This is a genomic window from Candidatus Cryptobacteroides sp. (genome assembly GCF_056207615.1).
Genome location: NZ_JBAEER010000074.1, coordinates 1 through 12,632 on the forward strand (window position 1 = coordinate 1; position 12,632 = coordinate 12,632).

General features: G+C 53.6%; 11 protein-coding genes. 5 read left to right on the forward strand and 6 right to left on the reverse strand.

All coding sequences use genetic code 11. The annotated features are described in order from the left end of the window. Nucleotides 1-208, forward strand: a 208-nt coding sequence (locus tag AC06ND_RS04445; protein WP_475677786.1) for a type II toxin-antitoxin system Phd/YefM family antitoxin, incomplete at its 5' end; no start/stop codon positions are given. After that, a complete protein-coding gene (locus tag AC06ND_RS04450) occupies nucleotides 198-470 on the forward strand; it encodes a Txe/YoeB family addiction module toxin (protein WP_475677787.1) in 273 nt (90 codons plus the stop codon). The genes AC06ND_RS04445 and AC06ND_RS04450, both read left to right, overlap by 11 nt. A 91-nt stretch (nucleotides 471-561) precedes the next feature. Here the strand turns inward: AC06ND_RS04450 and AC06ND_RS04455 are convergent, their stop codons facing one another. Further along, the gene (locus AC06ND_RS04455; RefSeq protein ID WP_475677788.1) at nucleotides 562-2,073 is read right to left on the reverse strand and encodes a hypothetical protein; all 1,512 of its coding nucleotides are present in this window, start codon (nucleotides 2,071-2,073) and stop codon (nucleotides 562-564) included. A gap of 432 nt (nucleotides 2,074-2,505) precedes the next feature. On the opposite strand from AC06ND_RS04455, the gene AC06ND_RS04460 reads away from it, so the two are divergent. Next, on the forward strand, nucleotides 2,506-3,501 hold the full coding sequence (locus AC06ND_RS04460; RefSeq protein WP_475677789.1) for a bile acid:sodium symporter family protein: 996 nt from the start codon (nucleotides 2,506-2,508) through the stop codon (nucleotides 3,499-3,501). Beyond that, nucleotides 3,501-3,941: a YqaA family protein gene (locus AC06ND_RS04465; RefSeq protein ID WP_475677790.1), complete on the forward strand. Its 441-nt coding sequence runs from the start codon at nucleotides 3,501-3,503 to the stop codon at nucleotides 3,939-3,941. Before AC06ND_RS04460 ends, AC06ND_RS04465 begins: the two co-directional genes overlap by 1 nt. A 100-nt stretch (nucleotides 3,942-4,041) precedes the next feature. On the opposite strand, the gene AC06ND_RS04470 is transcribed toward AC06ND_RS04465, so the two are convergent. Together AC06ND_RS04470 and AC06ND_RS04475 are read right to left on the reverse strand one after the other, a co-directional pair. After that, nucleotides 4,042-5,475, reverse strand: coding sequence for a carboxylesterase/lipase family protein (locus tag AC06ND_RS04470; protein ID WP_475677791.1), 1,434 nt, complete (start codon nucleotides 5,473-5,475; stop codon nucleotides 4,042-4,044). Between the two features lie 16 nt (nucleotides 5,476-5,491). Beyond that, on the reverse strand, nucleotides 5,492-6,859 hold the full coding sequence (locus AC06ND_RS04475; RefSeq protein ID WP_475677792.1) for an NAD(P)-dependent oxidoreductase: 1,368 nt from the start codon (nucleotides 6,857-6,859) through the stop codon (nucleotides 5,492-5,494). Nucleotides 6,860-7,196: 337 nt separating this feature from the next. Between AC06ND_RS04475 and pfkA the strand changes: the two genes are divergently transcribed. Continuing rightward, the gene (gene pfkA / locus AC06ND_RS04480; RefSeq protein ID WP_475677793.1) at nucleotides 7,197-8,174 is read left to right on the forward strand and encodes a 6-phosphofructokinase; all 978 of its coding nucleotides are present in this window, start codon (nucleotides 7,197-7,199) and stop codon (nucleotides 8,172-8,174) included. Nucleotides 8,175-8,315: 141 nt separating this feature from the next. Here the strand turns inward: pfkA and AC06ND_RS04485 are convergent, their stop codons facing one another. The 3 genes from AC06ND_RS04485 to AC06ND_RS04495 all read right to left on the reverse strand — a co-directional run. After that, nucleotides 8,316-8,696 carry a bactofilin family protein gene (locus AC06ND_RS04485; RefSeq protein WP_475677794.1) on the reverse strand — a complete coding sequence of 127 codons (381 nt, stop codon included), beginning with the start codon at nucleotides 8,694-8,696 and terminating at the stop codon, nucleotides 8,316-8,318. A gap of 22 nt (nucleotides 8,697-8,718) precedes the next feature. Then, complete coding sequence (secA, locus tag AC06ND_RS04490) at nucleotides 8,719-12,045, reverse strand: preprotein translocase subunit SecA (protein WP_475677795.1); 3,327 nt, start codon at nucleotides 12,043-12,045, stop codon at nucleotides 8,719-8,721. A gap of 141 nt (nucleotides 12,046-12,186) precedes the next feature. Then, nucleotides 12,187-12,632 (reverse strand): RNase H family protein (locus AC06ND_RS04495; protein WP_475677796.1); only part of this gene is annotated, 446 nt, incomplete at its 5' end.

Consider the following 12,632-nt stretch of genomic DNA (forward strand, 5'->3'; position numbering starts at 1 on the left):
CTACATGGACCTCGTCATCAAAGACAGCCAGGAGGTGATCATCAACAGAGGCAACGAAGCCGCTGTCCTTATCCCGATGGATCAGTACAATGCAATGAAGGAAACAGAGTACCTGATGGCTTCCAAGGAGATGGAGAAGGCAATCCTGACAGGAATGGAAGACGTAAAGAACGGCAACTTCGTAGAGGTGAATATCGATGAGCTATAAGGTTGCGTTCACTCCTCAGGCGATGGAGGATTTCAATTATTGGAAATCCACGAATCCAAAGACTGCAGAAAAGATAAAGAATCTTCTGCGCGAGTTGCAGGAGCATCCTTTTACCGGGACAGGAAAACCTGAGGCTCTGAAATATCAGTTCAGTGGAGCATGGTCTAGAAGAATCAACCACAAGGACAGGCTTGTATACCAGGTTGACGGCGATATCGTGACGGTATTTGTCCTTGCAATGCGGTACCATTACACGAAATAGAACATTCAACAATCACTCTTTTCTGACACAAAGAGCGGCCTCCCGACACCGGGAAGCCGCTCTTGGATATCAAAGGGTGATCTTGTGCCTTTTAGTCAATGATGCTGACCGAAAGATTCTTGACCTTCCAGGCGGCGGCACCATTGTTTCCTCCGTTGTAGTCGAACACGATGTCGTATGGTCCGCTGAAACCAAGATCTTCGATCGTAAAATAAAGGGCGATGAAACCGTTATGTACATTACCGGAATCGATATCGACTCTCTGCTCATACTTGTCGTTCTTTTCTATGATATTTCCGGACTTATCCTCCCTTGGAGTGAAAATATACGATCCGGTTCTCGAATAGATGATGACACCATTGTTCTCATTGTAGATATAGTTCCCCTTCTCGTCATATCCACCGGCAGGGCAGATTCTGATCTGGGTGATACCCTGAGAGTTTCCGGCCTCGAAATCCCATGCAAGCTTGAGCTGGGTTCCCTCCTTCAGGGAAAGGCTCTGATACATGGCCCAGTCACCGCCCTTTCCCTGGAATGAGATTTCTCCTCCGCCGGAAATCTGCTCCTCACGCTTGACTTCCGTAACAGCTACCCTGTATCTGTATGTTTTGCCCTCGCTCCATGACGCTCCTGCCACGTTGCCGTTGGCAGCTACAGACACAGACTTCGGAGCCCTGCGCGAATTTTCCATGGTCATAGAGACCTTAGATGCAGGATCAATCGTCTGAGGCATGAAGAAATAGAGATTTTCATCGTCTTCCTGTGCCTTTCTAGGAAGGAATGAATCCTGATAAGACGCCTTGTTCGATGTGTAATCCTGAGAAAAATCAGTAGTCGCTGCAGATGGAGTCCATGAATACGACACGTTCTGGCCATCAGGAGTTATCTCACAGGTACCTGAAGTCTTGACTTTGGACACGCTGAGGTCTGATATCTTGATATCCGTCGAAAGCAGTCTCACATCAAACTTGACCGCAGCCAGCGCATGATAGAGTTTTACGTCCACAAGATCAGATGCGCCATCCCTATACGTTGCCTCATTATGAGACACGAGAATATCTTTCTGCTGTGACAGGTCGGTAGGTATGGTATAAGGGAATGATGCCTTTGATCCATTGTATGTAAGATTATCAATTCCCGAATAGCACCACATGTTCATCTTCACGGCGTTGACCCAGTAGCAATCCTGGCCGTTCTTGTCAGTAACAGAACCATCGGGACTGAGTATGCCTTTGTCTATGTAGTGAGGGAGAATGGTTACACCCTGACCGTTGGTTATTCCGCCGTCAGGAATATCCAGGAAAGCGTCGACGGTAGCTCGCTGGAAGTTCTCCGTGGTCACGACATATCCCTTTGTCTGTGGATAGCCGAGAGCCCTGTCGGACGAGAACATGTCGACTGTCGTGAGTTGTTTCTGTCCTGTCCTGAAGGTCTCGCTGAATTCAAGTTTTTCAGAAGTAGCCGATGCCTTCGTCTCAAGGGCGGATGAGGAGATCCTGGCCTTGATGGTCTTGTCACTGACCTTGAGCGTGATTTCTTTCTGGCATGATACGAATGCCATGGCAGCCACGAGGGTCGCCGCATAGAATGTAGTTGTCCTCATAGCAATTAGATTTCAAATGTAAGATCCAGAAAACTGTCTGTAGATTCTACCATTTCGTCAACTACAACAGGCTTTTCACCTGTCGCCTTAATCTGCTCCTTCGTCACGGAGCCAACCAAGAATGGTTCATGCTCGACGACAAGTCTGACCGTCGTGAGCCCTGAGTACTTTTTGTGCATAGTAATAAGAATTGCCCTTGTTACAGGCATACACGACGATCCAGAAACAAATCTATACATCATTGGCATAACAGGCAATATATTCCCAAGCACATAACCTAGATGCTATTAATCAATATGATAAAAGCATTCTTGATTTCACAAAAAAGCGGCTGAGCAACACTTTCGAAAAATTCTCCTAGTTGAGAACCTCTGCGAGTTTGGTCATGACCTGGGTATGGTCACCATTTAAAATTGCTATCTTTGCCCCATCATGTACGGAATAATCAAAAGAATCAGCGACCTGCTGAGCGGCAAGGCCAGCATTTTCGTGATACTCACCGCAGTCGTCACCTTCTTCTTCCCTGAGCTCTTCGCATGGGTGAAGGGACAGACCCAGACCGTGATACTCGGAGTCATCATGCTCACGATGGGCCTCACCCTCAAGCCGGATGACTTCCGCGAGCTCGCCCGCCGGCCGCTGGACATACTAATCGGCACCTTCGCGCAATTCACGATCATGCCGATAGTCGCATTCTCGCTGGCATGGGTATTCTCCCAGATTCCCGCTGCCGCTCCGTATTCCGCAGCACTCACCATCGGCATTGTGCTCGTCGGCTGCTGCCCGGGCGGAGTTTCGAGCAACATCATGTCCTTCCTCTGCAAGGGAGACGTCGCATATTCGGTCGGAATGACCTGCGTCTCCACCCTGCTTGCTCCGGTGCTGACTCCCCTCCTTGTGCTCTGGCTCGCCGGTGCGAAGGTCGACGTGGACGCGATCGGAATGTTCAAGCAGATACTCATCGTGACCATCTTCCCTATCGCCATCGGCTTCCTCCTGAACCTCTGGCTCGGGCATAAGGACGTGTTCCAGAAGATACAGTCGGTGATGCCGGGAGTGTCCGTGACCGCGCTGGCATGCATAGTCGGAGGTGTGGTCACGACCGTCCATGACCCGCTCGTCGAGAACGGACTCTCTATGTTCATGATCATCTTCGCGATGGTTTTCTGCCACAACGCCAGCGGCTACCTCCTGGGCTACCTCGCAGGTACGCTCTTCCATTTCCCGACCGCAAAGAAGCGAACCATCAGCATCGAGGTCGGCATGCAGAACGCAGGCCTGGGAACCAACCTCGCGATGACCTTCTTCGTCGCCACCAACCCGCTCGCAGTGGTTCCGTGCGCCATCTCATGTGCATGGCACAGCATATCCGGCACCATACTCGCGAACCTCTTCTCCATGTCTGACAAGAAGAAGGAGTCCAAGTGATGGGTGCGATCGACCTCTATGGGCTCGGGCTCGTCGGGCTGTTCATAGGCACGCTCCTCGCGGGCTCGTTCGTGCCATTCAGCGCAGATGCACTCTTCGTCGCTTTCGCCGCAATATATGACGGGGACATGCTCCCCTGCCTGCTGGTCGCAATCATCGGCAACTGGATCGGAGGAATGGTGACCTACCTCTGCGGAAGGCTCGCAAAGTGGGAATGGGTTGAGAGGAAATTCAAGATCAAGCCGGAGACGCTCGCGAGACAGAAATCAAGGATTGACCAATACGGCGTCCTGATCGCCCTGGTCGCATGGATACCGATCTTCGGACAGGCCGTGCTGCTCTCCCTGGGGTTCTACAAGTCCAAGCTGATTCCGACCATGGTCATTCTCGCCGCAGGAATCACGATACGTTTCCTCGCCTGGGCTCTCATCCTGGGATAATGAGAAGTGGCAGCTGCGTCAGCAGCGGGGTAAAATAGCAGAGGCCGGCCCAAAAAGGGCTGGCCTCTGCATATAAGTAGGATGTCCTATTTAGGGCATCCTACTTATAGGACATCCTACATTCGTTGTCAAGAACCATCGTAGCCTCGGTCTGAGGATCGAAAGGAGCCCACTTCGGAAGCTTCGGAGTATTAGGATCGCCGGTCTTCACGAACTGAATCCATGCCGAACTCATCTTATCCGCAAGAGCATAGGCTTCCTTGGTTCCGCCAGTCATCTCGCGCTGTACGGCGACATTGTTGAACATGAAAGGAAGTTCCATGCCATGACAGGCAGCAAGAGCCCTGTCATTGACCTCCGAGATCCATGAGAAGAGGTACACGTATGCAGGAGCACCACCCTGGGCCGCCTTGATGCCGGCCTGCTCTATGACACCCTTGCGGACACGCTCGTCAATTGTGAACTCGACATTGTTGGTATAGCAGAACTCATTGAGGTTCGAACCGATGAGCATAGGGACGTCACGGCTGATTTCCGGTGCCGGATCGAAAGGATGCTGAGGAAGCACGGTTCCATCCACTACAGGAGAGAAACGTCCTCCTGCCTTGCGTCCAGCTGCGTTTCCGGCAGCGAGCACATCCTCGAAAGGAAGCGCGGCAAGCTGCTCCGCGAGCTGCCGGGCAGGAGTCTCAGGATTGAGACCCAGGGCCTCGAGGAAGGCCTTGCATACTGCAGGAGAGTTGCTGCCCTCCATCTGACGGATGGTAGAGCCGCTCTGTACGATTGCCCTGTGGAAAAGGCCCTTTGCAGAAGGCATGGCCATGAGGGTGGAAGTCTTTCCACCGCCACCTGACTGACCGCCGATGGTCACGCACCCCGGATCACCGCCGAACTCTGCGATATTGTCCCTTACCCACTCAAGCGCCTTCACGAGATCCTGCATTCCGAGGTTCGCCGAGTTTGCGAAAGGGCCTCCGAGAGGGCTGAGGTCAAGATATCCGAGGACATTGAGCCTGTGGTTCACAGTCACGACGACGATGTCGCCCTTCTCCGCGAGCGAACGGCCGTCCTGAGCAGGGAGGAAGATTGAGGAGCCGCTGGTGTAACCGCCGCCATGGATCCATACGAAGACCGGACGCTTCTTGCCGTCGAGGGCCGGAGTCCATACATTGAGGACCTGACAGTCCTCGCTCATCATCTCGATCTTGAACTGGAATCCGAAATCATAGTCGGTAGGAGTCCCGAACTTCACGTTCTGATCCTGCTGAGCCTTCGGCCCATATACCTGGGTCTTGAGCACTCCGTCATGGTGGTCAGGGTACTCCGGAGCCATAAACCTTTCGGCCTTGGCATATCTGATTCCCTTGAAGGTATAGATGCCGTCATCGCAGTAGCCCTGGATGTCTCCATAGATGGTATGCGCGATAGAATCCTCCCCAGTCGTAATCGGGCCGGGAACGGACGAGCTGTTGCAGCAGGACGCAGCTAGAATTGCCGCGCCGAGCATGGATGCAAATAAGTGTACGGTTTTCATGGTTGTATTAGTGTTATTAATCGTTCAGTGCTATGCTCTCGAGCAGCTTCACGGCGTCGACATACTGGGTGATGCCCTCGGCAACCTTCTTCGCATCCTGCATCGCGTGCACGACAGTCGCCTGCCTGTTGGCCACATCACCTCCGGCGAACACGCCCTTGAGCGAAGTCATGCCGTAAGGGACTTCCCTGGTGAGGAGGTAGCCCTTGTCGTCCACCTTGATTCCGTTGGTCGTCTTCGGAATCCTGGTCGACGGCACTGCACCCACTGCCATGAGCACGATGTCCGCGTCCACGGTCCTTCGGGAAGTGCTGCCGTCCCCGTTCTTGGTCTCGATCACGATCTGCCTGATGTTCTTATCCTTGTCAGCGAATATCTCGACGATCGATGCATTCCAGTTGAAGAGTATACCCTCCTTGACCGCATCATCATACTCAGCGCGCAACGCAGCCATCCTGTCGATGGTCCTGTGATATACTATCTCCACCTTATCGGCACCGAGTCGCAACGAAGTTCGGGCTGCATCCATCGCAGTGTTTCCGCAACCTACGACGAACACCTTGTCGCCCTCCTTCACCTCGATTTCCTCAGCATTCAGATGTCCCTCTCGGTTCATCTGCACGCGGCGAAGGAAATGGGTAGCATGTCTTACGCCCGGCATACCCTCCTTGCTGCTGGCCAATTCTTCCGAGCCGTCGACATGGACAGGAACCTCGAGCGTACGAGGCTTACCCGCGCCGATTCCGATGAACACCGCATCAAAGCCACTCCTGAAAAGGTCGTCGACAGTGATATCAAGACCGACATGGGAGTTCAGATGGATAGCCACGCCGAGTTCCTCGACATAGCGAACCTCCCTCCTCACGACCTCCTTAGGAAGTCTGTACTCAGGTATGCCGAAGGTCAGCATTCCGCCGGCCTCGGGCTCGACCTCGAAGATCTCCACGCTGAAACCTTTTCGAGCGAGATCGCCGGCCACGGTTAGACCGGCTGGACCCGAACCTACGACAGCGATCTTGCCCCTGTTCTTCGGAGCCACCGCCTCATGGGTGAGCTGAGCCTCGGCATCGAAGTCCGCGACGAACCTCTCGAGCTTGCCGATGTTGATATGCTTGCCGCTCTTGCCGAGCACGCACGAACCCTCGCACTGCTTCTCATGTCCGCAGACACGGCCGCAGACCGCAGGAAGGTTGCTCTTCGTACGTATGATCTTTATTGCGTTTCCGAGATTACCCATGCTGAGCTCATGTATCCACTCAGGTATTTCGTTTCCGATAGGACAGCCCTTCTGGCACATAGGCACCTTGCACCTGAGACAGCGCTGAGACTCGCGTATGGCCTCCGCCAGGGAGTAGCTCTCGTTTACTTCATCAAATCCGGTCATAATCTGTTGTCTTTCGATACAAATATATAAATAAGGCCCGGAATTACGCCATTTTGTATAATCTGGAGTCATGTTTGACCTATCGGGAATCCCTTTGTGGTAACGATAATGCCGATTGTGATTATTGTGGATAAGCTTTTTCATATTTGTTTCAGTGAATCAGACGAAATAAAAAAGCCGGGCAATAGGCTCAATACTGCATACACGACAACCCAAAAGATCCGAAATCCTCCGGTATTGCCACCGGGGGCTTTTCATTTTTATAGACCGCTCTCACGAAAAATCACTTATATTTGTATATGGTATTCTGCCCCAGGCAGAGAAGTAGTGTACAATTATGGATATCAAGAGTATCGGCGTCATGACTTCCGGAGGCGACGCACCGGGAATGAATGCAGCCATCAGGGCTGTGACACGTTCAGCCATCTTCCAGGGTTGGAAGGTATTCGGAATCTATCGTGGTTACGAGGGCCTCATCAAGGGCGACATCGAGGAATTCACCTCGGAGAGCGTCAGCAGCACCATCCAGCGTGGAGGTACCATCCTCAAGACGGCAAGGAGCAAGGACTTCATGACCGTCGAAGGTCGTGAAAAGGCTTATGAGAACATCAAGAAGTTCGGTATCGACGCCCTCGTCGTTATCGGAGGCAACGGTTCTCTCGCAGGAGCCCAGCAACTCGCGAAGGAGTATGACATCCCTTGCGTCGGACTTCCTGGCACCATCGACAACGACCTCTACGGAACAGACATGACCATAGGATACGACACAGCCCTCAACACCATCGTTGACTGCGTCGACAAGATCCGCGACACCGCGACTTCCCACAACCGCATCTTCTTCGTCGAGGTGATGGGACGCGATGCAGGTTTCCTCACCCAGAACAGCGCCATCGCTTCAGGTGCAGAGGCTGCCATCATACCAGAAGACATGACCGGTATCGAGCAGCTCGAGCAGTTCATCGCCCGCGGAATCCGCAAGAGCAAGAACTCCAGCATCGTGCTCGTTTCCGAGAGTCCTAAGGACGGCGGTGCGATGTACTATGCTGAGCAGATGCGCAAGAACCATCCTGAGTTCGACGTCCGCGTGACCATCCTCGGCCATCTCCAGCGCGGTGGTACCCCGACTGCTTACGACCGTATCCTTGCGTCCCGTCTCGGTGTCGCAGCCATCGAGGCTCTCAACGAGGGTCAGCGCAACGTGATGGTCGGCGTGAAGAATGACCAGATCGTATACGTTCCTTTCTCTCGAGCAATCAAGTTCGACAAGCCTATCGACAAGGAACTCATCAACGTCCTGAGCGTCCTCTCGATCTAAGGCCGGACAGGCATTCCAAGCTAAAATCACAAAGCACTGTCTATCAGCGACATAAAACAGTGACGGCTCCCCCGAGAGAGGGAGCCGTCATTATGTCATCGTGCTGAGGGCCAGCACTTTATGATCAGAGCGCAGGCTGGATTATTCCTCTGGCTGAGCACCGGTAAGAGCATTGAACTGCTCTTCGGAAATCATCTGACAGTTACCGTTGAACTTGCTGCCAAGCTCGATGCTGATACGGCGGGTCTGGATGTTTCCTACGAGGTTACCACCCTCCTTGAGGGAGAAGGTATCCTTCACGAAGATATTGCCGTTGATGGCACCCCAGATATCGATGTCATTGCAGATGATGTCACCGACGATCTTGGCAGTGTCACCGATGATTACGCGACCATTCGAAGTAAGCTTTCCCTCGAAGTTTCCATCGATCCTGATGTCATTAGGAGAAATGATTTCACCCTTGATGGTGATGTCGGCAGCTACGCGGCTAGCCGTGTTGTTGCTTGATGGCTGTTCTTTCATATCTGTAATCTTTTAATATCTGTTAAAGTCCCCTACCGTGGCAATTCTTGAACTTCTTGCCGCTTCCGCATGGGCATGGATCGTTACGTCCTACCTGCTTCTCGACATGGACTGGCATGTTGCTCTTAGGCTCGCCTCCGTTGGTCACGAGATCCGAACGGCTGGTGCGTACCTGGCTCATGTCCTGCTGCCTTCTCTGCTGCTGTGCTGGTGAAGGAGCCTGTGCCTGGCTTGCGTCGCGAAGAGGAATCTGTGCCCTGAAGAGGAACGAAAGGATTGCCTTGTTGAGGCCTTCGAGCATATTCCTGAAGAGGTCGAAGCTCTCGAGCTTGTACACGAGAAGCGGATCCTTCTGCTCGTATGACGCATTCTGTACAGACTGCTTGAGGTCATCCATCTCACGGAGATGCTCCTTCCAGTGGTCGTCGATCTGCCAGAGGGTAATGGTCTTGCTGAGGACGCGTGCAATCTCCTTCGCCTCGGTCTCGTAAGCCTTCTTGAGGTTGACGGAGATGGTCACCATCTTATGACCGTCGGTCACAGGAACCGCGATGTTCTGGTATATCGCACCCTGGTTCTCGTAGACCTCCTTGATGATAGGAAATGCCTTCTGGGCCATGGTGTCCATACGGCGCTGGTAAACTGCGAGCATGTTCTTGAAGAGCGCCTCCTTGATGTCAGCGACCTTCGCACCTGCATAGAACTCCTCATCGAAGCCGAGGTCGATAGAGAGAGATGCCATGACGATCTCGTTGAAATCCTCGTAGCTGCATCCCTCGGAAGCCTCCGCAAAGATCTGAGCCATATCCTGCATCATGTTCATCACGTCGATCTCCACCCTCTCACCAGAGAGCGCGTTGCGACGCTTGGTATAGATAACCTCCCTCTGGAAGTTCATCACGTCATCGTACTCAAGGAGTCTCTTACGGATACCGAAGTTGTTCTCCTCGACCTTCTTCTGTGCCTTCTCGATGGCATTTGAAAGCATGTTGCTCTCGAGTGCCTCATCGTCCTTCATGCCGAGGCCGTCGACGACGCTGGCGATTCTCTCAGAACCGAAGAGTCGCATAAGCTTATCCTCGAGAGAGATGTAGAAGGTAGATGAACCCGGGTCACCCTGACGTCCGGCACGACCACGGAGCTGGCGGTCGACACGGCGTGAATCGTGACGCTCGGTACCGATGATTGCAAGACCGCCGGCCTCACGTACTTCAGGAGAAAGCTTGATATCGGTACCACGACCGGCCATGTTGGTCGCGATGGTCACGGTACTGCTCTGTCCTGCATGTGCAACGACCTCCGCCTCACGTGCATGCTGCTTCGCGTTGAGCACCTGATGCTGGATACCACGCATCCTGAGCATACGGCTGAGGAGCTCTGAAGTCTCGACGTCGGTGGTACCGACGAGGACTGGACGTCCCTCTGCGACGAGTTCCTGAACCTTCTTGATGACGGCGTTGTACTTCGCTGCCTTGGTCTTGTATATGAGATCCTCGTTATCCTGACGAGCGATAGGCTTGTTGGTAGGAATGACGATGACGTCAAGCTTGTAGATCGACCAGAACTCACCTGCCTCGGTCTCCGCGGTACCTGTCATACCTGCGAGCTTGTGGTACATACGGAAGTAGTTCTGGAGGGTGATGGTCGCGAAGGTCTGGGTCGCTGCCTCTACCTTCACGTTCTCCTTGGCCTCGACTGCCTGATGGAGGCCGTCGCTCCAGCGGCGTCCCTCCATGATACGGCCTGTGGACTCGTCGACGATCTTGATCTTGTTGTCCACGATCACATAGTCGATATCCTTCTCGAACATCGCATAAGCCTTGAGGAGCTGGTTCACGGTGTGGACGCGCTCGCTCTTGATTGCGAAGTCGGCCATGATGGCATCCTTGCGCTCCTGCTTCTCTGCAGGTCCGATTTCCTGCTTCTCGAGGTCTGCGATCTGGGCGCCGACGTCAGGAAGTACGAAGAACTCAGCATCCTCAACGGCTGAGGCGAGCACCTCGTGACCCTTGTCGGTCATATCCACGGAGTGCTGCTTCTCGTTGATGACGAAGAAGAGCGGGTCGGTCACGATATGCATCTCCTTCTCGTTGTCCTGCATATAGTAGTTCTCAGACTTCTGGAGAATCTGCTTGATTCCCGGTTCGCTGAGGTACTTGATGAGAGGCTTGTACTTAGGAAGTCCCTTGTATGCACGAAGGAGAAGCTTTCCTCCCTCTGCCTCGTCGCCGGAAGCGATGAGCTTCTTGGACTCATTGAGGACCTCGGTTACGAAGGTACGCTGGCGGCTGTAGAGCCTCTCCACGTATGGCTTGTATTCTGCGAACTGCTGGTCGTCGCCCTTCGGCACAGGACCAGAGATGATCAGAGGGGTACGCGCGTCATCGATGAGCACCGAGTCGGCCTCGTCGACGATAGCGTAATGGAGCTTGCGCTGCACGAGGTCCTCAGGGTTCGTCGCCATGTTGTCACGGAGGTAGTCGAAACCGAACTCGTTGTTGGTACCGAAGGTGATGTCGCATGCATAGGCCTTCCTTCTCGCATCTGAGTTAGGCTGATGCTTGTCGATGCAATCCACCGAGAGGCCGTGGAACATGTAGAGAGGTCCCATCCACTCAGAGTCTCGTTTCGCGAGGTAGTCGTTCACTGTGACCACGTGGACACCCTTGCCTGCGAGCGCATTGAGGAACACCGGGAGGGTCGCAACGAGAGTCTTACCCTCACCGGTTGCCATCTCCGCGATATTACCCTCACGCTCACGCTCGGCCTCCTTGGTCGCTGCGTTCTTGCGGCTGTATGTGAGGACTGCACCGCCGAAGAGCTGGCAGTCATAGTGGATCATGTCCCAGGTGATCTCGTTACCACCGGCCATCCAATGGTTCTGCCAGATGGCGTCGTCACCCTCGATGGTGATGAAATCCTTGGTGGCTGCGAGCTCACGGTCGAAATCGGTAGCCTTCACGCGGATGGTCTCGTTCTGGGTGAACCTGCGGCCGGTGCTCTTCATGATGGCGAAGGCCTCAGGAAGGATCTCCTCGAGTATCTCCTCGATCTGGTCGTCGATTACCTTCACGAGCTTGTCGGACTCTGCAGCGAGCTTCTCCTTCTCCTCGACCGGGATGTCCTTCTCGAGTTCATCCTTGATCTCAGCCACGCGTGCCTCATTCTCGGCAGTGCGGTCCTTGATGAGCTGGCGGAGAGCCGCTGACCTTGCGCGAAGCTCATCATCCGAGAGCTTGTCTATCTCCTCATAGGCTGCAAGCGCCTTGACGACGTAAGGCTGGAAACGCTTTGCGTCGCGGTCGGCCTTGGAGCCGAATATCTTCTTGAAAACGTCTGTCAGTGACATATCTTGTTGTTTTTATATTTCTATTTCCGGCAGCATAGCCGAACAAAAAATGTAGGCTATCTGCATTTTATTACAAATAACCTACAAATATAGAAAGAATATCCGAATATCGGCTAATTCATTTCGTAGAAATGTATATCGCTATTCCTCCATCCGGAGCGTTTCCGACGTCGGATCGAATCCGGGATCAGGCGGCAGCTGCATGCCCTGTGCCACCGCGCCTGCTCCGGCAGCGACTGCAAGGGCGTCACAGCGCTCATTCTCGGGATGTCCATTATGCCCGTGAACCCACTGGAAACGCACGCTGTGCTTCTTCAGAAGCGGCAGGAGCTCCATCCACAGATCCGGGTTCTTGACCTTCTTGAAGCCCTTTCGGACCCAGTTCTCGAGCCAGCCCTGATTGATGGCATTGACGACGTAGGAAGAGTCGCTGGTCACTATCACGTCGGCCTTGTCCCACTTGATGGCCTTGAGTCCGACGATGACTGCGAGAAGCTCCATCCTGTTGTTGGTGGTGCACGCAAATCCGCCCGACATCTCCTTCACCAGGCCGCCGCACTTGAGCACGATGCCATAGCCTCCAGGGC

What these genes read in the sequence shown, in the direction of transcription:
- AC06ND_RS04450 (WP_475677787.1), top strand. Translation starts at nt 198, where the DNA reads ATGAGCTATAAGGTTGCGTTCACTCCTCAGGCGATGGAGGATTTCAAT.
- AC06ND_RS04455 (WP_475677788.1), bottom strand. Translation starts at nt 2,073, where the DNA reads ATGAGGACAACTACATTCTATGCGGCGACCCTCGTGGCTGCCATGGCA.
- AC06ND_RS04460 (WP_475677789.1), top strand. Translation starts at nt 2,506, where the DNA reads ATGTACGGAATAATCAAAAGAATCAGCGACCTGCTGAGCGGCAAGGCC.
- AC06ND_RS04465 (WP_475677790.1), top strand. Translation starts at nt 3,501, where the DNA reads ATGGGTGCGATCGACCTCTATGGGCTCGGGCTCGTCGGGCTGTTCATA.
- AC06ND_RS04470 (WP_475677791.1), bottom strand. Translation starts at nt 5,475, where the DNA reads ATGAAAACCGTACACTTATTTGCATCCATGCTCGGCGCGGCAATTCTA.
- AC06ND_RS04475 (WP_475677792.1), bottom strand. Translation starts at nt 6,859, where the DNA reads ATGACCGGATTTGATGAAGTAAACGAGAGCTACTCCCTGGCGGAGGCC.
- pfkA (WP_475677793.1), top strand. Translation starts at nt 7,197, where the DNA reads ATGGATATCAAGAGTATCGGCGTCATGACTTCCGGAGGCGACGCACCG.
- AC06ND_RS04485 (WP_475677794.1), bottom strand. Translation starts at nt 8,696, where the DNA reads ATGAAAGAACAGCCATCAAGCAACAACACGGCTAGCCGCGTAGCTGCC.
- secA (WP_475677795.1), bottom strand. Translation starts at nt 12,045, where the DNA reads ATGTCACTGACAGACGTTTTCAAGAAGATATTCGGCTCCAAGGCCGAC.